Below are 25,663 nucleotides of genomic sequence, written 5' to 3'. Positions count from 1 at the left end.
CCAAATTTACTCAATTGGCCTCAATATTCGCCGCAATATCCAAACGGTGTTGGCTATGAGGAAATGTAATGGTAGACACTTGCGCATAACTTTGCTTCCGGGCACGCTCAATATTATCACCGAGACCCACCACGGTTAGCACGCGCCCGCCCTGAGCCTTTAAGTGCCCTTGCTCACGCACCGTAGCCGCGTGGAAAATGAGGCTGTCGGCAATGGGTTCAATATGAATAGACTGACCCGTCATGGGCTGTTTCGGATATCCTTCCGACGCCAAGACCACTGCTACAGCCGATCGATTCGGCTGCGGCAATTGCGTTTCCAAAAGGCGGCCTTGTCCCAAGAACCACCACCATTCTACCCACGGAATATCCACAATGGGAATGAGAACTTCGGTTTCAGGATCGCCTAAACGCACATTGAATTCCAAAACTTTAGGACCATCTGGAGTCATCATCAAACCGACATACAAAATACCCCGGTATAGCAAATTTTCTTCTGCTATGGCCTTCACAACGGGTTGTAAAATGTGTTCATCGATTACCTGGCGTTCTTTAGCACTAAGCCAGTTAACAGGAGCATAAGCTCCCATGCCTCCGGTATTGGGACTGTGAGGTTCGGGCGTGAGCCGTTTATAATCTTGGGCGAGGGGCAACCACACATAATCTTGTCCATTTGTCAGAATATGTACCGAGACCTCTTTACCTGTCAAACATTGTTCAGCAATAATCCCATCGGCAAATACTGCGGGATCATGAGACCATTCCGTAATAGTCTGAAGAGCTTCTTCGCGGTCAGCAGCCACAACCACACCTTTGCCCTGGGCCAACCGGCTTTGTTTGAGCACAAGGGGAAACGTATCATGCTGCATCACATAATCCCCCAAACTCTTACGGTCGCGAAATACTTGCCATGCGGCCGTCGGAATCTGATAGCGATCCATAAACCGCTTGGCAAAGACTTTACTGCTTTCCAATTGCGCCGCTTGTCGGGACGGTCCCACCACGACGTGCCCCTGTTCTCGCAAGAGATCGGCAATTCCTTCGGCCAAAGGCGCTTCAGGACCGACCACCACTAATAACCGCCCTTTATCCCGCGCCCAGGCAGCAACCTCGGCAGCTGAATATAAAGGCAGGCAGGTGGCGAGGTTTTCAATGCCCGCATTCCCCGGCGCCGCATAAAGAGGAACACCAGGAGAGCTTTTGGCCATCCCCCAAATAATGGCATGTTCACGTGCACCACTGCCCACAACCAAAATGCCGGTCATCTGCGATAACGGTAATTGACTTGACTCCTCATACATGCACCCAAGCCCTCCTCTAACCTTTTCACCTTTGGCTCTTTTTAATGACGGAAATGACGCTGACCGGTAAAATACAAGGGAATTTGATGGAGATTAGCGGCGTCAATAGACTCATTGTCTCTAAGAGACCCCCCTGGTTGGATAACCAGGCCGACTTGATACTTGGCTGCTTCAGTCATAACATCGCCGAATGGAAAAAAGGCATCCGATGCCAGAACTGCTCCTTGGGCCTTCTCCTTGGCCTGTTCTAAAGCTTGACGCGCAGCATCAATACGGTTTGTTTGCCCACCACCAATGCCTACGGTCATCCCATCTTTAACCACAACAATAGCATTAGACTTGACAAATCCCACCGTCGTCCAGGCTAACGTAATATCTGGCTTAAATTTCTCAAGATCTGCTTCGGGTCCCGCCACATGTTGGAGGCGATCCCAGGGAACACTCACCTTATCACGTTGCTGAACTAAAAAGCCCCCGGTAATCGTACGGATTTCTTCGGAATAAGGAGGCAAATTGAACGGCATCGCAAGCACTCGAAGATTTTTCTTTTTCCCCAAAATCTTTAAAGCCTCAGGGCTAAAAGATTCAGCGATCACCACTTCGAGAAAGAGCGTATTAAGCCGTGTTGCGAGAGATTCATCAACTCGGCCTTTTAAAGCCACAATCCCGCCAAAAATCGATACAGGATCGGCTTCATACGCTTTGACATAAGCCTCTTCTAATGTTGTACCCAGTCCTACCCCGCAAGGAGTCTGGTGCTTGACAGCAACTGCATTCGGCGCCGGAAGACTAGCTGACAGCCGCCAGGCGGTATCAGCGTCGGCCAAATTGTTATAGGACAACGCTTTGCCTTGATAGAGCGTTGCACTCTGGAAACCCTCTTGTCCTGGCACCGCGTAAAATGCCGCATCTTGATGCGGGTTCTCGCCATAGCGCAGTTCCCCCCATTTGCGTCCTGACAGAACATAAACTTCTTCATGAACCGGCTTTACGGGAGGATTGCACCATTGGCTAACGGTTTGTGCAATAACCGCGTCGTAATGGGCAATATGGAGAAAAGCTTCTTGTGCAAAGCGTAACCGGTCATCCCAAGTCAATGCTGTAATAGGGGTTTTCAAGGCTTCGGGATATTGTTTGGGATCGACTAAAACCAGTACCTGCGAAAAATTTTTCGCCGCTGCCCGAATTAAGGACACGCCGCCAATGTCAATTTCTTCGATTAACGTCGCTTGATCGGCTCCTTGGGTTAAACGGTTTTCGAATGGATATAGATTCACCACCACCGCAATGATCTGTGGAGCCCCAATGGTGTTCCGGTCGCGAATATCTTGATCCGTTTCGCGGGATAAAATTCCGGCGTAAATGCGGGGATGCAGTGTTTTCACTCGCCCCCCTAATATCTCACTAAAACCGGTTAAGTTCTCTAAAGGTGTGGCCTCGATACCCTGTTCTTGTAAAAATCGGTAGGTTCCTCCACTAGCCAAAAGCTTAATGCCTTGTGAGAGGAATCCTTGTGCCAATTCGGTCAATCCCGTTTTGTCACTGACACTTAATACTGCCCATTGATCCATGATTTTGACTCCTTCCAAATGACCTGTGTTCCCTCCAAGACCACAATGCCTTGATCAACTGCTTCCACAATGCGGGGATAGAGGTGATGTTCATGATATTGAATACGTTCTCGGAGATCTAAAAGCGTGTCTTCTCGGTAACGGGGTACAGCGGCTTGAGCAATAATAGGACCGGTATCATGGCCGTCATCAATAAAGTGCACGGTAACACCTGTCCAAAATACGCCGTGTTCGAACGCCTGTTCGATCGCATTGAGGCCAGGAAATGAGGGCAAAAGCGCAGGATGAAGGTTAATAGCACGCCCTTTATATTCGCGGACAATAGCGGGATCCAACCAGCGCAAATATCCCGCCAATGCTAAAGCCTCAATTCCTTCATCGCGTAATATTTTCAAAAGCGCTTGATCGAAGGCTTCACGCATGGGAAACGCTTTAGGCAATAACGTCACTGTTGGCACATGAAAGCGCTTCGCCACCTCCAAGGCGCGCACATTGGCTTTATGGGATATGACCAGACTAATGGGATTACCATATTCCAGCATAGCCTCTAAGTTACTGCCATAGCCGCCGACTAACGCCGCCCATTTCATGCCCATATCACTCCTCGCTTGCCTTGCCTGGCTGCAATGTGACCAATAACAAAAGAAGCCAGGCCGTGCTGCGCCAAAATCGATTGGGCTAACGTGATATCCGTTGGTGCCAGAACCACTGTAAAACCAATACCGGCATTGAACGTCCGGTACCATTCCTCATCGGTGACCGGACCCAGTTCTTGAAACCACCGCATCAAAGGGCTCATTGTCCATGAGGATTTGTCAATCACCGCTGTCAGATCAGGTGGTAATGTGCGCGGCACATTTTCAATCAGACCTCCCCCGGTAATATGCGCCATGGCTTTAATGCTCACCCTTTGCCACAAATCCTGTACGGCTTTCACATAAATTCGCGTGGGGGTCAATAAAGCTTGTCCCAATGTCTCTTCCCCGGTCGCCGGATAGACCTGATCCCACTGCAAATGCCGTTCGCTGATGATTCGCCTGAGCAAGGCATATCCATTAGAATGAAACCCGCTTGATGCGATACCCAAAATTTGGTCTCCGGATTGCACCGGACCTTTCGGCTCATGCACCAGGCGTCCCACACAAAAACCTGCTAAGTCAAAATGATTAGGCTGATAGAGATCCGGCAGTTCCGCCGTTTCTCCGCCTAGCAAAGCACAACCGGATTCAAGACACCCTTGGACGATGCCTTTAACGAGAAGTTCTATCTGTTCCGGGATAATTTGATGTGTGGCAATATAGTCCAAAAAGAACAGCGGCTCACCGCCTTGTGCCAAAATGTCATTCACATTCATGGCCACCAAATCAATGCCAATGGTATCAAATTGTTGTAGCGCCTCGGCAATAATCAATTTTGAACCTACCCCATCGGCCCCGGCTAATAACACACCGCTCTCTTGCAGTTCAAATGCGCCAGCAAATCCTCCCACTCCAGAGAGGACTTCCTTTCGAGCCGTTTTCAATGCCCAGGGCCGTATTCGGTTCACCGCTTCGTTACCCTTGTCGATATCTACACCAGCATCTTGATATCGTAAAGGCCGATTTTCGCGTGTCATATCTTTATCGGAATTCATGGGATTTGGGTCCGCCTTTCGTCGCACTGACAGAAACATTCAGATCGTTACTTAGAGGTACAGGATATCCCGCCCCAAAACACGCCATGCACCATCCTTCTTGCGATAATCCGCGGCGCAGCCCATCAATCGACAAATATGCCAAAGAATCGGCTCCCACCATGTCCCGGATTTCGTCAATGCTCATATTCCGGGCTGCTAATTCGGTGGCTCGTGAGGTGTCAATCCCGTAATGACAAGGATCGGTATAAGGCGGCGAAGCGATGCGCATATGCACCTCCGTTGCCCCCGCATGCCGCAAGATTTGCACCAGGTGGCGGGATGTGGTTCCCCGGACTAAACTGTCGTCAACCAAAACCAGGCGCTTTCCTTCCACCACTTCTCGGACGGCCGATAGTTTCAGTTGAACCCCTGATTCGCGCAATGCTTGATTGGGCGCAATGAAAGTACGCGCCACATAGCGATTTTTGACCAAACCAAAATCAAAAGGCAGATGGGCTGCCTGAGCATATCCCATCGCAGCGGGGATACTGGAATCTGGAACGCCAATCACTAAATCTGCTTGCGCCGGTGCTTCATGTGCCAAGATTTCTCCGAGGCGTCGCCGCACAACATGCGTACTCTGCCCTTCCATATGCGAATCGGGACGGGCGAAATAAATCATTTCGAAGCTGCAAAGAGCTCTCGGTCCTTTAAAATTCACAAAGCGATCGGTTTCGATGGTTTTGTCACGAATCGTGATTAATTCCCCGGGATCAATTTCGCGAATATACCGGGCTCCAATCACATCAAAGGCACACGATTCCGACGCCAGTAAGTACGCACCATCCTCTGTTTGGCCGAGGGCCAAAGGACGAATCCCGTGCGGATCGCGAGCCCCATACAAGGCATCATCGGTTAGGACAGTAAACGCGAATCCTCCTTGCAACTGTTGAAGGGAATCCCGCAGGGCCTCATAAAAAGAGCTTTGATGACTGCGTGCGATCAAGTGGGCAAGCACTTCACTATCGGTTGTGCCTTGAAATATGGCTCCTTCCGCTTCCAAACGCTGACGTAATTCGGGGGCATTGACCAAATTTCCGTTTTGTCCCAGGGCTAAAAGACCAAAGCGGGTTTTCATGAGTAATGGTTGCGCATTCACGATCGACGATTCGCCTGTCGTGGAATAACGCACATGCCCAATCGCGGCATGACCGGCGCGTTGACTTTCTTCCTCGATTTTTAAGGCTTCGGTAACGAGTCCCATTCCTTTATGCACGGTAATCTCTTCACCTTGTAAGACGGCCAACCCGGCACTTTCCTGGCCCCGGTGTTGCAAGCTGAACGTTCCCCAATATGATTTCAGGGCGGCTTGATTATCCCCGTAAATTCCGAAGACCCCACACTCATCATGCAATTCGTCTGCCATCGTTACCCTCCATAGCCCTGCCTAAACGTCCTGTCGAGTTCTGTGCGCTCGAACACATAGGAGCGACCCGCCCGGATTACCATCGTGGACGAATCAGTCACGTGACCGATAACATCGGCCGGAATTTTGTGGTGATGGAACAGATTGACCCAATGCTCAGTGATGCTGGGTTCTGTAAACAATAGCATTTGTCCCATCACTTCGCTAAAGAGTTCCTGGGTCGTCTCGTCTCTCGAAACAGTGATCTCCATGCCCAAATTGGCTGGGGACGCCAACAGGGATTTGGTCAAAGCCACAAATAAACCGCCATCACCCACCAGGCGTGCACCATATTCTAACGACTCCGGGTTAGACGCAATTAATAGGTCATACATGCGAGCCAATTTGGTGATATCGGGTCTTGGATAAGCACTCAATTCGCTGTGCAGCATCTCAAACACACTGCCACCCAAATTAAAGTCCGAAGAGGGACTCAGCCGGATAATATCCAGACCCGCTTGCCAAGGAGCGTCAATAGTAGGGCGCAATGGATGGAGATGTCGACCTACCGCCCCAATAACGGGCGTAGGCCAAATAGGCTCGCCTTCCGTTTCATTGTGCAAGGACACATTACCCCCGGTGACAGGCACACGAAATTCTTGACTCGCATCGGCAATCCCTGCAATCAAATGGGTCAAAGCTAAAAATACGCGTTCTTTGTCCGGATTGCCCGCATTAATGCCATCTGTAAGACCTAGGGCCGCTGCCCCTTGAGTCGCCAATAAACCCATTACCCGGCTGACTGCAGCAAGCCCACCACTGTAAGCATCACGGGCCGCATAACGTCCAGGTCCTGAAACCGCAACAGCGAGCCCTTCTTGCGATCCCTTTATACGTAAAACGGCCAAATCATGCGTGGGCCCCCAAACCGTATTCGTCAAAATCATCGAGTCATAACGTTCATAAATTCGATGACGGCTGCGGCAATGGGGTGACCCCAAAACCTCTAAAGCCCATTCCCGTTCAAATGTCAGAGGGCGAAATGCCGTCAACTGAGGCGCTTGTTCTCGCGCATTTTCTGCCCACATCGATATTGCAGGCCTTCTGGGGCAGGAGCCGGCTAAGATCTGAGGAGGAACCGCCGCAACAATTTCCCCGTTCATGGAAATCACGAGCTCATTATCTGCACTCACTTCGCCAATAATGGAATAAGGCACTTCCCAGTGCTGGATGATGTCTTCTACCACCGGCCAATTTTCTGGAGACACGACGAGCAACATCCGTTCTTGAGTTTCCGACAACATAATTTCGTAAGGAGTCATTCCCTCCTCACGACAAGGCACCCGTTCAAGCCAAATGTGGGCACCGACGCCGGAACGATAGGCGAGTTCGGCAACTGATGAGGTCAAACCTGCAGCGCCTAAATCTTGTACAGCATCCAATTTATCGGTTTGGATGGCACTCAAGGTAGCTTCCATCAACATTTTGCCCATAAATGGATCCCCTACCTGCACGGTAGGACGCATGTGTTCTGTAGCATCGCCAAAATCTTGCGAGGCCAACAGGCTAGCACCATGAATGCCGTCGCGTCCGGTAGGCTGCCCTAACAAAACGAGATAGGATCCCACCTTTGCATCGCTTGCACTAACTTGATGTTCCGGCGACAATAGTCCGATCGCCATAACATTCACTAACGGATTTTTGTCGTAAACCGCTCCATAAGCAACTTCCCCGGTCACAGTCGGAATGCCAATAGCATTGCCGTAAGCGCCGACACCTTCGACGACTCCATTTTGAATCCATTTCGCCTTATCATCGGTTCCAAAACGCAAGGAATCTGCCAAGGCGATTGGCCTTGCGCCCATTGCGACAATATCCCGCAAAATGCCGCCAACGCCTGTCGCCGCGCCTTGCACAGGTTCTACATAAGATGGGTGATTATGGCTCTCGACCTTAAATGCCACATGAACTTGGTCGTTTAAAGCCACAATCCCGGCATTTTCTCCCGGGCCCTGGACCACTGCTGGTCCTTCATGGGGAAGCCAAGACAACAGGTTCTTCGAGCTTTTATAACTACAATGCTCAGACCATAAAACGCCAAATAACCCCAGTTCCAATTCATTGGGCTCGCGACCGAGTTGCTGTTGAATGACGCGGTATTCCTCTTGTGTAAGCCCGACATCTTGATAAGTCATGCCATGTCCTCCCCTAACCAAGCCTTTAAGAACCGCGCACCATCGGCGGAACCTAAATACGCTGCCATCGCTCGCTCGGGATGTGGCATCAAACCGACAACAGGTCCTCGACTAACCGCCGCAATATTAGCCACTGCCCCGTTGGGATTAGTCAAAGCATGCACGGCGCCGTGTTCGTCACTATATTGCAAAAAGACCTGTTGATTTTCAAAGAGCGGGGCTAATTGACCCGGTTCTACGGCATAAGCACCTTCATGATGAGCAATCGGCAAACGCAATACTTCACCAGGCTTAAGGCCGGGGAAACTCTCGGGGACAGCGTTTACGCGCACATACTCCCAAGTACAACGGAATTCCCCGGACGCATTGGGTCTTAATGCCCCCGGCAAAAGGCCCCGTTCACACAAAATCTGAAATCCATTGCAAATTCCTAATACCGGTAAGTCCTGTTCCTCAATCGCCTGTTCGACCGCATCCATAATAGGGGCCTGCGCGGCTAATGCTCCGCTCCGCAGGTAGTCGCCATAAGAAAAGCCTCCAGGTAGAATTAACCGATCAATTCCGGATAATGAGGTATCGGTATACCATAACGGCACGGCGTCAACACCTAACTGCTTTAAGGCTTCAAAGGTATCCGTATCACAGTTCGACCCAGGAAAGGTAATGACCCCGACTTTCATGATTCATTCACCACAATGTCGTAGGTTTCCATTACCGGGTTAGCCAATAATTTCTCTGCCATCTGCCGAGCCTGCTCCTTCGCGTCGTTAAGGCTTTCGGCCGTCACTTGTAATTTGATTTGCTTGCCAATACGCACATCTTGCACCGGATATCCCATATTACGCAAAACTTTGGCGGTCGACTGACCAGCCGGATCTAAAATCGCATCCTTTAACGCCACATTAACGATAATGTCGAACGTCATGATAAAACCCTCTCTAATACTTCATGATAAGCTTCTTCGACTCCACCCAAATCCCGGCGAAAGCGGTCCTTGTCCAATTTTTTGAGGGTTTGTTCATCCCACAAACGGCAGGTGTCGGGAGAAATTTCATCCCCTAAAACCAATTCATCTCCTCGCAGTCCGAATTCGAGTTTAAAATCGACAAGAATCAACTGCCGCTCGCCAAAAAACTGTTGTAAAATCTCATTAATTTTCGTAGCCGTGCTTCGCAGCTGGCGTAATAATTCTGGTGAGGCTAATTGTAACACTTCAATGTGATCGTCATTGAGCAAGGGATCACCTAATTGGTCATTTTTGAAGTAGAGTTCAATGACCGCCTTCGGCAAAACCGTTCCCTCTTTTAACCCTGTTCGCTTTTCCAAGGATCCTGCCACACGGTTTCGAACGACAACCTCCAGAGGGATCATTTGCAACAAGTCCACGGCGAGATGTCTGGCATCTACCTGCTCTCGAAAATGCGTGGCAATTCCCTGAGCTTCGAGTAATTGAAATAATTTTGTAGAAATCGCGGCATTGGCAACTCCTTTATCCGCAATTTGCCCTTTTTTCTCCCCATTGAAGGCGGTTGCATCATCTTTAAACTCCACAATCACTACACCCGGTACATCGGTCTCAAAAACTTTTTTGGCCTTTCCTTCGTAAAGCAGTTTTTGGGATGTCATTTCCTTTTACTCCCTTTCTATTAATCAATCAGTCCAATCCGGCGGTAAATCCTATCAACTTCCTTCAAATAGGGTTCGATCGCAAAAAGAGCAACAATCTTATCAGCGGTTAAATACTTCTCGATCTCAGGATCGTGCAAGATACGTTCTTGGAAATTTGGCGAGGATTCTTTCATAGCAGCCATAGCATGCGACTGAACCCGTTTGTAAGCTTCTTCCCGTGTCATGCCCGCTTCGACCAGTGCGAGCAGAATTTTTTGGGAAAAAACCAGTCCTCCGGTTAAATCAATATTTTCTCGCATGCGCTGAGTATTGACGGTCAACCCTTGCATAATGCGAAGCATCGTATCGAGAAGGTAATCAGCCAATGTCGTCGCGTCAGGAAATATCACCCGTTCCACTGAGGAATGCGAAATGTCCCGCTCATGCCATAAGGCCATATCGTCTAAAGCCGGAACCATATATCCACGAAGTATGCGGGATAGACCGGAAATTTGTTCCGCCATCACGGGATTTCTTTTATGAGGCATAGCGGACGACCCCCTTTGTCCTTCCCCAAAAGGTTCCGCTAATTCGCCCAGTTCCGTGCGCTGCATATGACGAATTTCCGTGGCGATTTTATCCAATGTTCCCCCTAAAATAGCTAAGGAGGCAATCACTTCGGCATGGCGATCGCGTTGAAGTACCTGCGTGGACAATGGGGCCGGTTTCATGCCCATTTTCTGGGCAACAAATTCTTCGATATCGGGAGAAATATTTGCGTAATTTCCGACGGCTCCAGAAATTTTTATCACGCTTATGGTGTCACGGGCCCGGTCAATCCGTTCATAATCCCGTCCCAATTCTAACCACCATAACGCAAGTTTTAATCCAAAACTTGTCGGCTCAGCATGAATGCCGTGAGTGCGTCCCATCACTGGGGTATCTTTGTAGCGAATCGCCAACTCCCGGACGACATCTTGCAGTTTCCTCAAATCATCCAAAATGATTTCTAAACTATCCCGAATTAACGACGATAACGCGGTGTCCACAACATCTGTTGATGTTAATCCAAAATGAATGTATTTGGCATCTTCAGGCGCTACTGTCTCTCCAGCAGCATTGATAAAAGCAATGACGTCATGATGAAACGTTTTTTCGTATTCATCAACGCGAGCGGGATCCACTGTGGCTTTCTTGAGTCGATCCGCCACGCCTTGAGGAATCACTCCTAAATGCTCCCACGCTTCAACCACATATCGTTCAATGTCCAACCAGCGGTTATAGCGATTTTGGTCAGACCAAAGTGTTTGCATGATGGGCCGTGCATAGCGGTTGATCAAATGAACAAACCCCTTCCTGATAATAACCGAACATTACAGTTAAATACTATAGAAATTGTTCGGAAATGTCGACCCTTATCGTCCCCCGTCCAAGAAAAAAAGAGGTCATGGGCATAATGTATCCCTGACCTCTTTTCCTATACGGTTATCCTTATTCCCACTCAATAGTGCCAGGAGGTTTAGATGTAATATCATAAACAACCCGGTTGACCCTTGGTACTTCTCCAATAATCCGGCTGGCCATGGTTTCTAAAAGATCATCTGGCAATCGTACCCAGTCCGCTGTCATCCCATCCAAACTTTCGACCGCCCGAATCACAATGGGGAATCCATAGGTCCGTTCATCGCCCATGACCCCCACCGATCGAATATCTAACAGCACGGCAAAAGCCTGCCAAATTTGGCGTTCGAGACCAGCTTTACGAATCTCTTGGCGGACAATGGCATCCGCTTGACGCAAAATATCCACCTTATCTGGGGTGACTTCCCCAACAATACGCACGGCTAAGCCGGGTCCCGGAAAGGGTTGTCGCCAGACAATACTATCTGGCAAGCCCAGCGCTTCTCCAACTTTCCGCACCTCGTCCTTGAACAGCCACCTAAGCGGTTCGACTATTTCAAACCCGACATCTTCGGGGAGACCCCCGACATTGTGATGGGATTTGATAGTCCGGGCATTTTTTCCTCCCGATTCAATCACATCGGGATAGACAGTCCCTTGGATTAAAACATCCACCGGACCTATTGCCTCTTTGGCATGTTCAAACGCACGAATAAATTCCCGACCAATAATTTTCCGTTTGGCTTCGGGATCCGTTACGCCTTTTAACGCGGCAAAAAAGACGTCATCACGACGAACGACTCGCAAATCCAACGAGGGAAATGCTTTGACGACTTCTTCGATTTCGCCTTGCCGCATTAAACCATGATCAATTAAAATCGCGGTCAATTTCGAACCAATCGCTTCATGCGCCAAAGCCGCCGCCACTGCTGAATCGACTCCACCCGACAAGGCTATTAAGGCACGTCCATTGCCCACTTTTTGTCGAATTTGGTCAATAGCTTGCGGAATAAATTGGTCGGGTTGCCAGTTTGGTTCCAGATGCGCAATCTGATATAGAAAGTTTTGGAGCATCCGAAAACCACCTTCGGTGTGGTGCACCTCTGGATGATATTGCACGGCATAGAGGTTACGGGCCGGATTGGCCATTGCCGCAATTGGCGTGGTGTTGGTCGAGGCCAGTACGGTAAAGCCTTCCGGTGCTTTTAGCACATGATCACCATGACTCATCCACACGGTGCTGTGTTCAGGAATGTCTAAAAATAGCGGGCTTGATTGCGTGAGAGTCATGAGCGTCCGCCCGTATTCACGCCGTTGTGCTGGGGTCACCGTCCCGTTTAGCAAGTGCGCCATCAACTGCATACCATAACAGATTCCCAACGTGGGAATACCCATTGTTAAAATCGCCGGATCCATACTCGGAGCCCCCGGTTCAAAAACACTCGCCGGGCCCCCGGATAAGATAATGGCAGCCGGATTTTTTGCCCGTACTTCTTCGTAAGAAATATCTCCGGGCACGACTTCACAAAAGACCTGAGCTTCACGCACACGCCGTGCAATCAATTGATTATACTGCGCCCCAAAATCTAAAACTAATACCGTATCATTCATCCATTGGCCCTCACTAACTTGCAGACATCAGGCAAGTTGCGGTAGCGTTCACCGACATCTAATCCGTAGCCTACAACAAATTCATCAGGAATTTCGAACCCTTTATAATGCAAGGGTACAGCCACTTGACGCCTTGAAGGCTTGTCCAATAACGAACAAATTTTTACGCTCAAGGCGCCACGCGATTTCACATGCCCATAAATGTAGTTTAACGTGAGCCCTGTGTCGACGATATCTTCGACCACGAGGACATGATGGCCCTCCAAGCTATGATCTAAATCCTTAATAATGCGAACCACGCCCGAGGATTTCGTTGAACTGCCATAAGACGACAGAGCCATAAAATCAACGGCCACAGGTAAATCAATAGCACGGATAAGATCCGCCAAAAAGATAAAAGACCCTTTTAGAATCCCAATCAGTATCAATGGTTTGTTTTGGTAGTCTAACGTAATACGTTTTCCGAGACTTTCCACCCGACTCGCAATGTCTTTAGCAGACAAGAGCACTTCCAGCTCTTCTCCCTGAACCCCCTGCAACCTCTACTGGTCCCCTTTCGTATCTTCGTGCCCATTTGTATGGTCACGGACTAACCGACGCATAATCTCATGACGATTGATTAAGGGATACAATGAATCCCGGTGAATTTCGGCTTTCCGGGCAATTAGCTTGCCTTGGAAATAACTTTCGGCATCCCGTTCCACATCATCAAAGTCACGGTCATGCGCAATTAAATCTTCCTGTTGAAGCTGAGCGCGCACTTCTTTTAGTGACACCCCATGGTCCAACAAGCTTTTAATATACTTCAACCGATCAATGTCTGCTTGAGTATACAGACGTTGATTTCCTTGAGTACGCCTTGGCGCTAACAAATGCAACGTCTCATAATAGCGTATGCGCCTTTCTGTCAAACCGGTCGCCTCTTTTACAACACGGATAGAAAACGAAGGCTGATCCGAATGATTGGCATTTTTCATAGCGCATCTCCTTTTTGTTAAGGTGAAACGACCTTTTGAGGCTCCGCCACCATCTTACCGAACTTTGACACGAAACTAAACAGGTTGGTAAGAATTTGGCAGGGGTCATAAAAACCCCTGCCACCTAACCCGTTATAATTCTCCATAGATCGTTGCCCAGATAACCCGTTTTATGCTTGTTCCAGGTGATTATCGGCATGGTCTTTCAATAAACGCTCCAACCGCTCGATCTGTTGGTGCGATTGTCCAAGTTTATAGGACAATTCTTGCATTTCCCGAGCTTGCCGATCCACACGTTCCTGACGGTGCCGCATTTCATCAGTCAGCACTTCCAGGAGCTGGCTCATCATGTTTTGTTGCGACTCCATTATCTTCATAAACGGTTGCCAGTTGGCCTCATTGCCAATAGCTGGCGTGTGATGAATTCTACCCATATTGGCACTGCGAGAACGCACCACTTCTCGGCCGGCTTCTAAATCTTGGGCTAATTGCCGAAAAGCTTCGCGATCGGACTGCATTAAAGCTTGGGTATCAACCACATAGGGACGCCCCGCGACGCCCTCTTGGCGTTTGGCAGCTAAGCGTCCCTTGCGAATATCGGTGCGTAAGGCTACCGCTAATTCCGGTGCCGATTCAATAAGCTGGGATAATGTCACTTCCAATGGGATAAGCCTCCTTAGACTGTTAGACTCCTTTGAGAAAGGTATTATCTAACAGTCAGCTTTCCCCATTTTACCTATTTCATTCCATTGCCAACCCATTCTTTGACTATTTCAAAGTCCCCAGAGGAAGAGACCTGTCCGTCATCACCTCACCGTCCAAAGCGAGGTTCCTGACCTTTAAGCAGTCGGCGCCAATTATTGCGATGCGCCCAAAATGCCAAGATAACCGCAGGAATTCCAAAAAACCAAAAATCGGTTTGTTGACCAAATGCCCAAAAACTCACTAGGGCCGCCAACATGGCCACAAAAGAGGCCACAGACACAATCCGGAATAGGGCGACAACGAAGGCGAAACATAAGACAGCTATGAGCGCTGCAGGCCAAAATAATGCTGACAAGACACCGAGTCCAGTGGCAATGCCTTTGCCGCCTTTAAACTTCATGAATGGAGAAAAAACGTGGCCAAGCATGGCCATCAGACCAGCTACAGCAGGCACCATTGGCAAATGAGGAAATAACATAAAGGCCATCATCACCGCCAATATCCCTTTGAGCGCATCTAAGACTAACACCACCAATCCCACGCGAATGCCAAAAGTCCGCGCCACATTGGTCGCTCCAATATTTTGACTACCATGTTGGCGAATATCCGTTTGAAAACGCATACGGGCCATCAAGTATCCAAAAGGAATAGAACCCAATAAAAAAGATCCGATAAACAACACCATTTCAGGTGCCGACACCCTGTTGCCCCCTTATCTCAATCACTTTGCATCCAATAAAGAAAATTATTCAGGTGTTCTTTTTAACATCCGTTGATGACTCATTGTTGGGTGTCCCTTACACGTTGTGCCCTCTTCTCATGCTATCAGCGTTCGACACGATAGACGTTGACACCATATACGCCTTCGGTATCTTACCACAGACCTTAAGCCCATCTCTCTGGTCTATTATTGATTGCCCTCTCGCAAAAAGAAAGAGGAGAGCAAAATCCTTTTGCTCTCCTCTGGCAACTGATGGGCCTTACATCATCATATCGCCCATGCCGCCCATGCCGCCCATGCCTCCGGGCGCTGCGGCATCTTTCTTTTCAGGCTTGTCAGCGACTAATGCCTCTGTGGTGAGAAGCATGGCCGCAATAGACGCCGCGTTTTGCAAGGTTGACCGGGTCACTTTGGCGGGGTCAACAATACCACTCTTGACCATGTCAACGAGCTTGTTGTGAGCTGCATCGTAGCCGACGTTACCCGATTCCTTTTTCACCATTTCCACAATAACAGAACCTTCGAGTCCAGCGTTGAAAGCAATTTGCCGTACGGGTTCTTCTAAAGCGCGACGAACGATGTTGACTCCAATACGCTCGTCACCTTCAGCTTCAATAGCTTCTACTGCGGGAATCGCCCGGAGCAATGCTGTTCCACCACCGGGAACAATTCCTTCTTCCACAGCAGCACGGGTTGCCGACAACGCGTCTTCAATGCGCAGTTTCTTTTCTTTAAGCTCAACCTCTGTAGCAGCACCGACTTGAATCACAGCCACGCCACCGGAGAGTTTGGCCAACCGTTCTTGCAATTTTTCACGGTCATAATCAGAAGTGGTGTCTTCGATTTGCTTCTTGATAACCTGGACGCGCTTCTTAATTTCTTCTTGCGAACCGCGACCTTCGACGATGGTGGTTTCCTCTTTAGCAATCTTGACTTGGCGCGCTTGCCCTAACATATCCGGAGTGACATTCTCTAATTTGAGACCAATGTCCTCGGAAATAACTTGCCCACCGGTCAAAATCGCAATGTCTTCTAACATCGCTTTACGACGGTCACCGAATCCCGGAGCTTTCACAGCCACGGCTGTTAAGGTTCCCCGCAATTTGTTCACAACCAAGGTAGCCAAGGCTTCGCCTTCGACATCCTCAGCAATGATGACGAGGGGTTTCCCGCGCTGAACAACTTTTTCCAATACCGGCAGCAAATCTTGGATGGCAGAAATCTTCCGGTCCGTAATCAAAATGTAGGGGTCATTTAATACCGCTTCCATCTTTTCCGTGTCGGTAACCATGTACGGAGAAATGTACCCGCGGTCAAACTGCATTCCTTCGACGGTTTCTAATGTCGTGCCCGTGGTCTTTGATTCTTCAACGGTGATAACTCCGTCCGAACCGACTTTTTCCATGGCTTCGGCAATTAACCGACCAATTTCTTCGTCATTCGCCGAAATGGATGCCACTTGGCTAATCGCGTCTTTGCCCTCAATCGGTGTCGCGATTTTCCGAATCTGTTCGACGGTTACAGCCACTGCCCGCTCAATACCCCGTTTGATGCCCATGGGGTTAGCGCCCGCTGTGACGTTCTTGAGCCCTTCTTTAATCATCGCTTGCGCCAACACCGTGGCGGTTGTGGTTCCGTCACCAGCAACATCCTGGGTCTTGGTAGCAACCTCTTTGACTAATTGCGCACCCATTGATTCGAACGGATCCTCTAATTCAATTTCCCGTGCAATCGTGACACCATCGTTGGTAATTAACGGTGCGCCAAATTTCTTTTCTAACACGACATTGCGGCCCTTAGGTCCTAAGGTTACCTTCACCGCATTGGCCAATTTGTCTACACCACGCTCTAACGCGCGGCGAGCTTCTTCTTCGTAGACCATTTGCTTAGCCATTGATTTTACCTCCTAGCCAATTCTCCAGTGTGTTAAACATGAGCCAAAGACGGGTTGATCGCTGCTAACACGTCGTCTTCTTTTAATAGCCAATAATCGTGGCCGTTGACTCGCACTTTCGTTGCAGATTCTACGTTGAATAACACAACATCTTCGGATTGAATCTCTAAAGGTGCTCGGGTACCGTTGCTCAGCAGTCTCCCTGATCCTACTGCAATCACACGTCCCCGCTGCGGATTATCCTTCGCGGTGTCGGGCAGCACAATCCCCGAAGGCATAGAATCGTCACTTAAGATTTGCACCACAATATGGTCTCCCAGTGGACGAATCTCCACAGATGTTTTCCTCCTTGCAACGAGAGTAATATGTTTTTGTTAGCACTCGAAGTCGGTGAGTGCTAACGTACCCATAAAGCAGTTTACTCAAAAGGCCTAGCAGCGTCAAATAATTCCCAGACAAACAGGATCATGATAATAAGGGATTTTCCTCCATATTTCTCGCGTTATCTCACTAAATCTAGCTCAATCTTCAATTTTTATGTCCCGTTTGCCCATGAATCACCTCAAGGGCATGGTTAAGAACGGGTAAAATAACGGGCAATAACTCCTGCACAGCTTTCAACGAGCCGGGCAAGTTAATAATCAACGTACGATCTTTTTGTCCGCACACCGCACGCGACAGCATGCCCATAGGTGTGTGCTTGAGGGATTCATAACGCATAGCTTCGCTCATTCCTGGAATTTCTCGGTCGATTATCTGGCGAGTGGCCTCGGGCATGTTGTCACGGGGACCAAGTCCCGTTCCTCCTGTGGTCAAAATCAAATCCATACCCGCATCCACCCAGGCCTTGAGTTGTGTCACCAAGCCCTCCTCATCATCGGGAAGAATTTGATACGCGACCACTTCGCCCAAGTCACGAACGGCATCTTTAATATAGGCTCCGGACGTATCGGCGCGTTGACCCAAAGCCCCTTGGTCACTACTCGTCAGGATGGCGATTTTCCACATGTGAAATGCCCTCCCGTATAAAATGTCCCGAACGCCCTCCGTCTTTTTCGAGTAACAAGATATCGGTCATGACCATTGTCCGGTCCATAGCCTTGAGCATGTCATATAACGTCAATAGGCTAGCCGAGACAGCGGTTAATGCTTCCATTTCAACACCGGTAGGTGCCGTGGTGCGCACTGTCGATTCGACCACGAACCGATCCGTTTGAACGGTAATCACGATGTCAACCGCCGTAAGCGGCAAGGGATGGCATAAGGGGATCCATTCGCCAGTCCTTTTCGCCGCCATAATCCCGGCAACCCGGCTCACAGCCAATACATCGCCTTTAGGAATCCGGCCTTCCTTTACCGCTTGGCAGATTGAAGGGGAAGCCAGAAGAGCCCCTTTGGCCCGAGCCATCCGTTCGGTAATGGCTTTGCCCCCCACATTCACCATATGCACTTCGCCACGTTCATTTAAATGATTTGGATAAGTGTCCATCAGCTATGTGACCCCCTAGTGTTGGTTATGGCGGTTTATTACGTGCTCCTTGACGCCTCTAGGGACCTCATGACACATACAGTGCCACCGCCGCATAGGCTTTAGCCCCGGTGATTAAAGCTCTCTCATCCAAATTAAAACCTGCAGAGTGAATGCCCGTAACAAACTCTGGTCCGACGACGCCGACATGTAAATTGGTAGCCGGAACTTTTTGGGCAATATAGGCAAAATCCTCGGCTCCCATTGATGGTTTGGGCAAACGTCTTACCGCATCTGGTCCTAATTCTCGCTGTAGTACCGCTTCGACTTGGTCTGTCAACAAAACATCGGCGACTAAAGGCGGATAACCGCGCGTAATTTCGACAGTCGCTTGGGCACGGTACGCCGCAGCAATTTGCTCAATAAACCGGGTAAAGCGCGTTAAGGTGTTATCAATCTCTTTTGGAGACAGGATGCGGATGGTTCCTGTCAATTCCACTTCGTCTGCAATGACATTTTCTCGGTATCCGCCATGAATCGTCCCAAATGTCACCACTAAAGGTTCTGTAGGATCGTGTTCTCGGCTTACCAAAGTTTGACAGCCTTGAACAATTGCCGTGGCCGCAATGATGGCGTCCACCGTCTTGTCCGGATGCGCCCCGTGTCCCCCTTTCCCCCGCACGGTGATCTTAAAGTCGTTGGGAGAGGCCATCGCCGGCCCACTAAAAAGACCAATGGTTCCCCATGGTAACTCACTGTCCACGTGAGTCATTACGGCGCGAGTAACCCGGGGATGGTCCAAAATTCCCGCTTCAATCATCGGCAATGCTCCTCCGGGTCCTTCTTCTCCTGGCTGAAACATGAGGGTTACTGGATGTTTTAAGTCCCTTTCCCGGCGTTTCAAATAATAGGCGGCGCCTAGCAACATGGCGGTATGCGCATCGTGTCCACAAGCATGCATGCGTCCTTTCATCTTTGACGCGTAAGGCAGACCCGTTTTTTCTTCAATGGGCAATCCATCCATATCAGCCCGCAACAAAATGGCATCGCCATTTTGGGGGCCAAGATAGCCGACCACTCCGTTCTCAACTAGCCGTCGATGACCAATCCCCAATTCATCTAACGCCTCTTCAACGCGTGAGGCGGTTTTTGGAGTGTCAAGTCCTAGTTCGGGATATTGGTGAATCTTCCGTCTGATCTCCACCATCCACGGCATAATTTCTTGCCATAATAGTTCGTCCATGTGATTCAGCCCCTTTCCCTGTTTGTTCTTTTTCGCATATTGATTTGGACCAGTGCGTACACATCATGTGAGTTGGCATGCCTAGTGCCCATTAAGGAGATGACCTGTACAATGAACCAGGGATGGGGATGGCTCGTCCTAAGTCCCGTCATAATTGTCGTGTTAGCGTTCTTTCTTGTGAGTCAGCCAGCGAGTCAGGGCGCATTGACCCACGTCGTGACTGATAAAAAAGTTGTGGCCATTACCTTTGATGATGGTCCCTCCCCCAAATATACCCCATTAATTCTCAAAACTTTATCGCAATATCATGCCTATGGCACATTTTTCGTTGTCGGCAGCGAGGTTCAGCGGTTTCCCGGATTGGTTAAGGACATTGCCCACCAAGGTTCGGCCATTGCCGATCACGGCTGGAGTCACTTAAATTTACGCCGAGTAGGTGCCCAAGCATTGTGGAATGATGCGGCTAAAACGGCTCAATACGTTCAATCATTGGGGGTTTCTGTGGTCCCGTTTTACCGCCCACCATATGGCATGGTGTCAACTTCACTACTCAAAACTTTTGGAGAACACGGCTACACCGTTGTTCTCTGGTCCATTGATACAAGAGACTGGGCACGTCCGGGAGTCGCGTCAATCATCAACAAAGTGGCCACACAGGTCAAACCAGGCTCAATCATTTTGCTACATGATGGAGGCGGAAATCGCAGTCAAACCGTCACAGCCTTAAATGCCATCTTAGAACAATTAACACAAATGGGTTACAAAATGGTCACATTACCCACCTTAGTCAAAGAACGTCACGATGCGCCTAAAGCCATCTAATCACAGCAGGCTTAAAGACGGGAAAACCCGTCTTTAAGCCTTTTCATATTCGTAAAACCCCACACCGGTTTTCCGTCCGAGTAATCCTGCATCCACCATTTTGCGCAAAAGCGGTGCTGGCCGGTATTTGGAATCGGCAAAGCCTTCATATAACACTTCCATAATGGCTAAACACGTATCAAGTCCAATAAAATCCGCCAGAGTTAACGGTCCCATGGGATGATTCATCCCCAGTTTCATCACCGTGTCTATGGCTTCTTTACTAGCCACGCCCTCCTGCAATGCAAAAATAGCTTCGTTTATCATGGGCATCAAAATTCGGTTCGAGACAAATCCGGGGTAATCCTGGACAATGACAGGGGTCTTCCCCATCATCTCCGCCCACTTGACAACCTTTTGCACGGTATCTTGACTAGTCAAAGTCCCTGCCACGACTTCAACCAGGCGCATAACAGGTACCGGATTCATAAAATGCATCCCGATAACCCGTTCGGGATGAGGAACAGGGCGGGCAATCCGGGAAATAGAAATTGACGAAGTGTTTGACGCCAGAATTGTGGATGCATCAAACAGACGGCCCAGCTGTTCAAAGAGTGAAACCTTTTCCTTCTCTTGTTCAATAATCGCTTCGACGACCAAATCGACCGGGGGTACCAAGGCCAGATCACGAGGAACAGCAATCCGCCCCATAATAGCATCAGCCTGGGATGTATCCATCTCGCCTTTTTGCACCGCTCGGTCTAAACGAGCGCGAATCTGTTGTAGCGCTTTTTCTGTTTGCTGCTTAAGGCTGTCCCAAAGAAACACCTCAAAATCGTGCTGAGCCGCATTTTGAGCAATTCCAGTGCCCATTTGGCCGGCTCCAACAACTAACAACCGCAATGACACGTGCCATCATCTCCTAATCCACGCGAACCAGTGTCGCTTCGCCCTGTCCGCCACCACTACAAATGGTCGCCACTCCATAGCCTCCACCGATTCGTTGCAATTCGACAATCAACGTCATTAATATTCTGGCTCCCGACGCGCCAATCGGATGGCCCAATGCCACAGCGCCCCCATTGACATTCACAATTTCCGGATCAAATTCGCCAATTTTGATACTTGTTAACGTCACTGCGGCAAACGCCTCATTAATTTCAATACGCTTCAATTCTGAAGCATCCAATCCTGCCCGGGATAACGCCATTTGTGCCGCATAGGCCGGCACTGTGTGAAGATATTTAGGCGCTCGTGAAACATAACCAGAACTAATGATCGTGGCCAAAATGGGTAAACCCAGTTCTTTAGCCATATTCTTTTCCATTACCACAAGTGCAGCAGCCCCGTCAGTCAATCCTGGCGCATTGCCTGCGGTAACCGTTCCGTCTTCCACAAATACTGGGCGCAATGAGCTGATTTTTTCAAGGCTCGTATCCCGCCTAGGTCCTAAATCCTGTTCAATCACAGTTTTTTCCCCGCGCTTGCCTTGAACGGTGAATGGTGCGATTTCCTTAGCAAACCGTCCGCTATCAATGGCTTCAATAGCCCGCATATGACTGCGGTATGCCCACTCATCTTGGGCTTTACGCGATATGCCAAATTCTTTGGCCACTTCGCTGCCATAAACCCCCATGTGACATTGTCCAAAACTGCACCATAAACCGTCTTTAATAACGGCATCGACGAAGGTGGTATCACCCATACGCAAACCAAAACGAGCCCCGTCGACTAAATACGGAGCCCGGCTCATGGATTCCATGCCTCCAGCCACAGCCGACCGAATTTCTCCTGCCCGGATTGCCATGTCCGCTAAATTGACTGCTCGTAAACTCGACGCACACACTTTATTGATTGTGTCCGAAGGAACAGTATCAGGCATACCCGCGCCAATAGAAGCTTGACGGGAAGGAATTTGGCCAGCCCCCGCTTGCACAACTTGCCCCATAAAGACATAATCAATCGCTTGAGGATCAAGTGCAATGCGGTCTAAGGCGGCACGAATTACGTGAGCTCCAAGTTCCGTGGCCGGGACATCTTTTAATGCCCCCCCAAAAGGAACAAAGGGGGTCCTGGCTAAACTCACCACAACACTTTCTGGCATGTGAGGTCATCTGCCTTTCTAACAAATTCGACAAGTTTTTGATTTTCCGGGTGATTCCAGGAAAAGCAGGCTTTATGGATCTTCTCTTTCATCTTCGTACCGTCAAACATGCCTTGTAAAAGGACATCTATTTCGATGTGAGAAGTGAATCCACAAAAGCCTGTTTGAATACGGGCTTCAGCTGTTATTATACTGCTGTGGGCCTGATTGCAGGGTGTGATGCCCAAGCTCACAACATTTTTGGATATTTGCCGCTATTCTCATCTTCACGATAGATTTTTGCGCCTAAGGAACTTAATTTTTGTTCGAGCGCATGATAACCCCGATCGATATATTCCACCCCTTCAACTATCGTTGTTCCCAAGGCTCCTAATCCTGCCAGCACCAGGGCAGCACCACCCCGAATATCCTGGGCCTGCACGGGGGCCCCAGTCAGTTGCTCAACCCCGCGAACAATGGCTGTTTCCCGTTCGAGTTTGATATCGGCGCCGAGACGCACTAAATCATGAGCATAGCCAAAACGGTTTTCAAACACGGTTTCTTGGACAACGGCCACACCATCAGCCAAGCTTAATAAACTCACCATTTGCGGATGCAAATCGGTCGGGAAACCAGGATGAGGCAAGGTTTCGATATCTACGGATTGTAAGCGCCGGTTCACCACGATCCGGATCCAATCCATATCCTCCTCAATTTCAGCCCCAGCTTGCTCCAGTTTGAGCAAAACGGTGCGGAGGTGCTCGGGGATTACATTGGTGACCGTAACAACCCCACCAGTCACGCCCGCCGCAATCAGGTAGGTGCCGGCCTCTAGGCGATCGGGAATAATTTCGTGATGCGCTCCATGTAATACGTCAACGCCTTCGATGCGGATTAAATTCGTTCCCGCTCCCCGGACTTTCGCGCCCATGGCATTCAGAAAATTGGCCAAGTCAACAATTTCGGGTTCCATCGCCGCGTTTTCCAACGTCGTAGTTCCTTCAGCCAAACTGGCCGCAATCATGAGGTTAATCGTGGTACCAAAGGAAGCCCGTTCAATATAAATCCGGGTTCCTACTAGCCGGTTTTCGACTTTGCCGTGAATCGATCCGTGTTCTAGCCACATTGTCGCCCCAAGAGCCTGAAACCCTTGTACATGAAAATTTACAGGTCTCGAGCCAATTTGACAGCCTCCTGGAAAGGCTACATCGGCTTGCTTTAAACGTGCGAGCAATAATCCGACGACATATGTCGAGCCCCGCAATTTTTTCGCCAATTCATAGGGCGCATGGTAATTGGATAAACTGCGTGCCGTAATTTTTAACCGGCTTTCTCCAATCCATTCGACCTCTGCGCCCAATTCGCGCAAAATTTGGCATAAATCCATGATGTCCGTGTAACGGGGCACATTTTCCAGGACCGAGGTTCCTTCGGCGGCGAGCGCCGCCGCCGTAATGATCGGTAATGCACTGTTCTTAGACCCTTCCACACTGACTTCCCCAGTTAGAGGATAACGCCCTTGAATAACGAGCCTTGCCAAGTCAATCCGCCTTTCATCAACCGTTAGCCCTTATAAACTATAATTAGGAGCTTCTTTCGTAATTTGAATATCGTGCGGATGACTTTCTAAAAGTCCGGCATTCGTAATACGAATGAATCGTCCTTTTTCGCGAAGATCCGCCAAGGTTGGCGTGCCACAATACCCCATGCCCGCACGCAATCCTCCTAACAATTGATAGGCGGTATCGGCTAGAGAACCACGGTAAGGCACTCGCCCTTCAATACCTTCGGGCACCAGCTTTTCGACATCTTGATCATCTTGGAAATAGCGATCTTTCGATCCTTCCTTCATTGCCGATAATGATCCCATGCCCCGGTATACTTTAAAGGAACGACCTTTGAAAATCTCCATTTCTCCCGGACTTTCTTCTGTGCCAGCAAAGAGCGAACCAATCATCACCGATGATGCACCCGCTGCCAGTGCTTTGACAATATCCCCGGACCACCGGATTCCTCCATCAGCAATAACAGGCACATCATATTTCTTGGCGACCTGGTACACGGACCACACCGCCGTAATTTGCGGAACTCCAATACCCGCCACCACACGTGTCGTGCAAATTGATCCCGGACCGACCCCAACTTTGACCGCGTCAGCGCCAGCCTCAATTAATGCCTCCGCAGCTTCGGGAGTCGCAATATTGCCACCGACGACATCAACATGAGGAAATAATTCTTTGATTTGACGCACGGTATTGATCACGCCTTGGGAATGCCCATGAGCGGTATCAACCACAATGACGTCGACACGAGACGCCACTAATGCCTCAACTCGCTCGATTGTATCGGCTCCCACCGAGACAGCTGCGGCCACAAGTAATCGGCCATTGCGATCTTTGGCCGAATGCGGAAACTTTTTGGCTTTCTCAATGTCTTTAATGGTAATTAATCCGCGCAAGCGTCCCATGCGGTCCACCAACGGCAACTTTTCAATGCGGTGACGGCCTAATATCGCTTTGGCTTCGTCCAAAGTGGTCCCTTCAGGAGCGGTGACCAACCCATCTTTCGTCATAACATCTTGAATCGGCCGATCGAAATTGGTTTCAAACCGTAAATCCCGGTTAGTAAGAATGCCTACCAGATATCCTCCGTCGCGGACAATCGGCACGCCCGAAATGCGGTAGCGTCCCATCATTTCCAGCGCTTCCCGAACCATATTGTCAGGGCCCAAAAAGATCGGATCAATGATGACACCATGTTCTGAACGTTTGACCTTGTCCACTTCACCGGCTTGGCGTTCAATCGACATATTTTTATGAATGACGCCAATTCCACCTTCCCGGGCGATAGCAATCGCCATACGGGCTTCTGTCACAGTATCCATACCTGCTGAAACTAAGGGGGTATTAATCATCACATTACGGGTAAATCGTGTCGTTAAATCGACTTCTTTGGGTAATACGGTTGAATGTCCTGGTACTAATAAGACATCGTCGAAAGTTAAGGCCTCAGGCCCAAACTTCTCATGAAACTCCACTGTATATCTCTCCTTCTGTTACTTGCCC

General features: G+C 49.4%; 25 protein-coding genes. 1 reads left to right on the top strand and 24 read right to left on the bottom strand.

The genetic code is table 11. The features are described from left to right. Positions 1 to 10 precede the first annotated feature (10 nt). The 20 genes from purD to AOA63_RS00500 form a co-directional block, all read right to left on the bottom strand. Entirely contained in the window at positions 11 to 1,300 is a 1,290-nt protein-coding gene (gene purD / locus AOA63_RS00595; RefSeq protein ID WP_242848244.1) for a phosphoribosylamine--glycine ligase, read from the bottom strand. 41 nt (positions 1,301 to 1,341) lie between these two features. Beyond that, positions 1,342 to 2,871, bottom strand: coding sequence for a bifunctional phosphoribosylaminoimidazolecarboxamide formyltransferase/IMP cyclohydrolase (gene purH, locus AOA63_RS00590; RefSeq protein ID WP_053957889.1), 1,530 nt, complete (start codon positions 2,869 to 2,871; stop codon positions 1,342 to 1,344). After that, positions 2,850 to 3,461, bottom strand: a complete 612-nt coding sequence (gene purN, locus AOA63_RS00585; protein ID WP_053957888.1) for a phosphoribosylglycinamide formyltransferase — start codon at positions 3,459 to 3,461, stop codon at positions 2,850 to 2,852. Before purN ends, purH begins: the two co-directional genes overlap by 22 nt. Continuing rightward, positions 3,458 to 4,504 carry a phosphoribosylformylglycinamidine cyclo-ligase gene (gene purM / locus AOA63_RS00580; protein WP_242848243.1) on the bottom strand — a complete coding sequence of 349 codons (1,047 nt, stop codon included), beginning with the start codon at positions 4,502 to 4,504 and terminating at the stop codon, positions 3,458 to 3,460. The genes purN and purM overlap by 4 nt, the downstream gene beginning before the upstream one ends. Beyond that, positions 4,491 to 5,912, bottom strand: a complete 1,422-nt coding sequence (gene purF / locus AOA63_RS00575; protein WP_053957887.1) for an amidophosphoribosyltransferase — start codon at positions 5,910 to 5,912, stop codon at positions 4,491 to 4,493. Before purF ends, purM begins: the two co-directional genes overlap by 14 nt. 2 nt (positions 5,913 to 5,914) lie before the next feature. Next, entirely contained in the window at positions 5,915 to 8,086 is a 2,172-nt protein-coding gene (gene purL / locus AOA63_RS00570) for a phosphoribosylformylglycinamidine synthase subunit PurL (protein WP_053957886.1), read from the bottom strand. Continuing rightward, positions 8,083 to 8,766 carry a phosphoribosylformylglycinamidine synthase I gene (gene purQ, locus AOA63_RS00565; RefSeq protein ID WP_053957885.1) on the bottom strand — a complete coding sequence of 228 codons (684 nt, stop codon included), beginning with the start codon at positions 8,764 to 8,766 and terminating at the stop codon, positions 8,083 to 8,085. Before purQ ends, purL begins: the two co-directional genes overlap by 4 nt. Then, a complete protein-coding gene (gene purS, locus AOA63_RS00560) occupies positions 8,763 to 9,011 on the bottom strand; it encodes a phosphoribosylformylglycinamidine synthase subunit PurS (RefSeq protein WP_053957884.1) in 249 nt (82 codons plus the stop codon). Before purS ends, purQ begins: the two co-directional genes overlap by 4 nt. Then, positions 9,008 to 9,712, bottom strand: a complete 705-nt coding sequence (gene purC / locus AOA63_RS00555; protein ID WP_053957883.1) for a phosphoribosylaminoimidazolesuccinocarboxamide synthase — start codon at positions 9,710 to 9,712, stop codon at positions 9,008 to 9,010. Before purC ends, purS begins: the two co-directional genes overlap by 4 nt. Before the next feature lie 20 nt (positions 9,713 to 9,732). Continuing rightward, positions 9,733 to 11,034 (bottom strand): adenylosuccinate lyase, encoded by a 1,302-nt coding sequence (gene purB / locus AOA63_RS00550; RefSeq protein WP_053957882.1) that lies wholly within the window; start codon positions 11,032 to 11,034, stop codon positions 9,733 to 9,735. Positions 11,035 to 11,185: 151 nt separating this feature from the next. Continuing rightward, entirely contained in the window at positions 11,186 to 12,706 is a 1,521-nt protein-coding gene (guaA, locus tag AOA63_RS00545; RefSeq protein ID WP_053957881.1) for a glutamine-hydrolyzing GMP synthase, read from the bottom strand. Continuing rightward, a complete protein-coding gene (gene hpt, locus AOA63_RS00540; RefSeq protein ID WP_020373930.1) occupies positions 12,703 to 13,245 on the bottom strand; it encodes a hypoxanthine phosphoribosyltransferase in 543 nt (180 codons plus the stop codon). Before hpt ends, guaA begins: the two co-directional genes overlap by 4 nt. A gap of 3 nt (positions 13,246 to 13,248) precedes the next feature. Then, the gene (locus tag AOA63_RS00535) at positions 13,249 to 13,683 is read right to left on the bottom strand and encodes a MerR family transcriptional regulator (protein WP_053957880.1); all 435 of its coding nucleotides are present in this window, start codon (positions 13,681 to 13,683) and stop codon (positions 13,249 to 13,251) included. A 170-nt stretch (positions 13,684 to 13,853) separates the two neighbouring features. Beyond that, the gene (locus tag AOA63_RS00530) at positions 13,854 to 14,339 is read right to left on the bottom strand and encodes a hypothetical protein (RefSeq protein WP_431607698.1); all 486 of its coding nucleotides are present in this window, start codon (positions 14,337 to 14,339) and stop codon (positions 13,854 to 13,856) included. Between the two features lie 155 nt (positions 14,340 to 14,494). Continuing rightward, positions 14,495 to 15,088: a glycerol-3-phosphate 1-O-acyltransferase PlsY gene (plsY, locus tag AOA63_RS00525; RefSeq protein WP_053957878.1), complete on the bottom strand. Its 594-nt coding sequence runs from the start codon at positions 15,086 to 15,088 to the stop codon at positions 14,495 to 14,497. A 280-nt stretch (positions 15,089 to 15,368) separates the two neighbouring features. Next, a complete protein-coding gene (groL, locus tag AOA63_RS00520; protein WP_020373934.1) occupies positions 15,369 to 17,003 on the bottom strand; it encodes a chaperonin GroEL in 1,635 nt (544 codons plus the stop codon). Positions 17,004 to 17,035: 32 nt separating this feature from the next. Then, complete coding sequence (locus tag AOA63_RS00515; RefSeq protein WP_082343639.1) at positions 17,036 to 17,338, bottom strand: co-chaperone GroES; 303 nt, start codon at positions 17,336 to 17,338, stop codon at positions 17,036 to 17,038. Between the two features lie 193 nt (positions 17,339 to 17,531). Then, a complete protein-coding gene (locus tag AOA63_RS00510; protein WP_053957877.1) occupies positions 17,532 to 18,011 on the bottom strand; it encodes a MogA/MoaB family molybdenum cofactor biosynthesis protein in 480 nt (159 codons plus the stop codon). Beyond that, the gene (gene moaC, locus AOA63_RS00505) at positions 17,983 to 18,492 is read right to left on the bottom strand and encodes a cyclic pyranopterin monophosphate synthase MoaC (protein ID WP_053957876.1); all 510 of its coding nucleotides are present in this window, start codon (positions 18,490 to 18,492) and stop codon (positions 17,983 to 17,985) included. The genes AOA63_RS00510 and moaC overlap by 29 nt, the downstream gene beginning before the upstream one ends. 67 nt (positions 18,493 to 18,559) lie before the next feature. Beyond that, entirely contained in the window at positions 18,560 to 19,714 is a 1,155-nt protein-coding gene (locus AOA63_RS00500) for a M20 metallopeptidase family protein (protein ID WP_053957875.1), read from the bottom strand. 111 nt (positions 19,715 to 19,825) lie between these two features. On the opposite strand from AOA63_RS00500, the gene AOA63_RS00495 reads away from it, so the two are divergent. Beyond that, on the top strand, positions 19,826 to 20,536 hold the full coding sequence (locus AOA63_RS00495; protein WP_053957874.1) for a polysaccharide deacetylase family protein: 711 nt from the start codon (positions 19,826 to 19,828) through the stop codon (positions 20,534 to 20,536). A 33-nt stretch (positions 20,537 to 20,569) separates the two neighbouring features. Here AOA63_RS00495 and AOA63_RS00490 read toward each other — a convergent pair whose 3' ends face one another. The 4 genes from AOA63_RS00490 to guaB all read right to left on the bottom strand — a co-directional run bounded on the left by AOA63_RS00490 (position 20,570) and on the right by guaB (position 25,635). Then, positions 20,570 to 21,424 carry a 3-hydroxyacyl-CoA dehydrogenase family protein gene (locus AOA63_RS00490; RefSeq protein ID WP_082343638.1) on the bottom strand — a complete coding sequence of 285 codons (855 nt, stop codon included), beginning with the start codon at positions 21,422 to 21,424 and terminating at the stop codon, positions 20,570 to 20,572. A 13-nt stretch (positions 21,425 to 21,437) separates the two neighbouring features. After that, positions 21,438 to 22,619 (bottom strand): acetyl-CoA C-acetyltransferase, encoded by a 1,182-nt coding sequence (locus AOA63_RS00485; RefSeq protein ID WP_053957873.1) that lies wholly within the window; start codon positions 22,617 to 22,619, stop codon positions 21,438 to 21,440. 229 nt (positions 22,620 to 22,848) lie between these two features. Continuing rightward, a complete protein-coding gene (gene murA / locus AOA63_RS00475; RefSeq protein ID WP_053957871.1) occupies positions 22,849 to 24,138 on the bottom strand; it encodes a UDP-N-acetylglucosamine 1-carboxyvinyltransferase in 1,290 nt (429 codons plus the stop codon). Between the two features lie 30 nt (positions 24,139 to 24,168). After that, on the bottom strand, positions 24,169 to 25,635 hold the full coding sequence (guaB, locus tag AOA63_RS00470) for an IMP dehydrogenase (RefSeq protein ID WP_053957870.1): 1,467 nt from the start codon (positions 25,633 to 25,635) through the stop codon (positions 24,169 to 24,171). Positions 25,636 to 25,663 lie beyond the last annotated feature (28 nt).

The organism is Sulfobacillus thermosulfidooxidans, assembly GCF_001280565.1.
GTDB classification, from domain to species: domain Bacteria; phylum Bacillota; class Sulfobacillia; order Sulfobacillales; family Sulfobacillaceae; genus Sulfobacillus; species Sulfobacillus thermosulfidooxidans_A.
The sequence above is the reverse complement of the archived record's forward strand: the minus strand, read 5'-3'. Positions and strand labels throughout refer to the sequence as shown.

Bases quoted from the DNA above. Each gene is read 5' to 3' on its own strand.
- AOA63_RS00510 (WP_053957877.1), bottom strand. From the start codon at position 18,011: ATGTGGAAAATCGCCATCCTGACGAGTAGTGACCAAGGGGCTTTGGGT.
- purS (WP_053957884.1), bottom strand. From the start codon at position 9,011: ATGACGTTCGACATTATCGTTAATGTGGCGTTAAAGGATGCGATTTTA.
- purQ (WP_053957885.1), bottom strand. From the start codon at position 8,766: ATGAAAGTCGGGGTCATTACCTTTCCTGGGTCGAACTGTGATACGGAT.
- guaA (WP_053957881.1), bottom strand. From the start codon at position 12,706: ATGAATGATACGGTATTAGTTTTAGATTTTGGGGCGCAGTATAATCAA.
- purF (WP_053957887.1), bottom strand. From the start codon at position 5,912: ATGGCAGACGAATTGCATGATGAGTGTGGGGTCTTCGGAATTTACGGG.
- purN (WP_053957888.1), bottom strand. From the start codon at position 3,461: ATGAAATGGGCGGCGTTAGTCGGCGGCTATGGCAGTAACTTAGAGGCT.
- AOA63_RS00485 (WP_053957873.1), bottom strand. From the start codon at position 22,619: ATGCCAGAAAGTGTTGTGGTGAGTTTAGCCAGGACCCCCTTTGTTCCT.
- purM (WP_242848243.1), bottom strand. From the start codon at position 4,504: ATGAATTCCGATAAAGATATGACACGCGAAAATCGGCCTTTACGATAT.
- groL (WP_020373934.1), bottom strand. From the start codon at position 17,003: ATGGCTAAGCAAATGGTCTACGAAGAAGAAGCTCGCCGCGCGTTAGAG.
- purL (WP_053957886.1), bottom strand. From the start codon at position 8,086: ATGACTTATCAAGATGTCGGGCTTACACAAGAGGAATACCGCGTCATT.
- purD (WP_242848244.1), bottom strand. From the start codon at position 1,300: ATGTATGAGGAGTCAAGTCAATTACCGTTATCGCAGATGACCGGCATT.
- moaC (WP_053957876.1), bottom strand. From the start codon at position 18,492: ATGGACACTTATCCAAATCATTTAAATGAACGTGGCGAAGTGCATATG.
- AOA63_RS00495 (WP_053957874.1), top strand. From the start codon at position 19,826: ATGAACCAGGGATGGGGATGGCTCGTCCTAAGTCCCGTCATAATTGTC.
- AOA63_RS00535 (WP_053957880.1), bottom strand. From the start codon at position 13,683: ATGAAAAATGCCAATCATTCGGATCAGCCTTCGTTTTCTATCCGTGTT.
- AOA63_RS00500 (WP_053957875.1), bottom strand. From the start codon at position 19,714: ATGGACGAACTATTATGGCAAGAAATTATGCCGTGGATGGTGGAGATC.
- purC (WP_053957883.1), bottom strand. From the start codon at position 9,712: ATGACATCCCAAAAACTGCTTTACGAAGGAAAGGCCAAAAAAGTTTTT.
- purH (WP_053957889.1), bottom strand. From the start codon at position 2,871: ATGGATCAATGGGCAGTATTAAGTGTCAGTGACAAAACGGGATTGACC.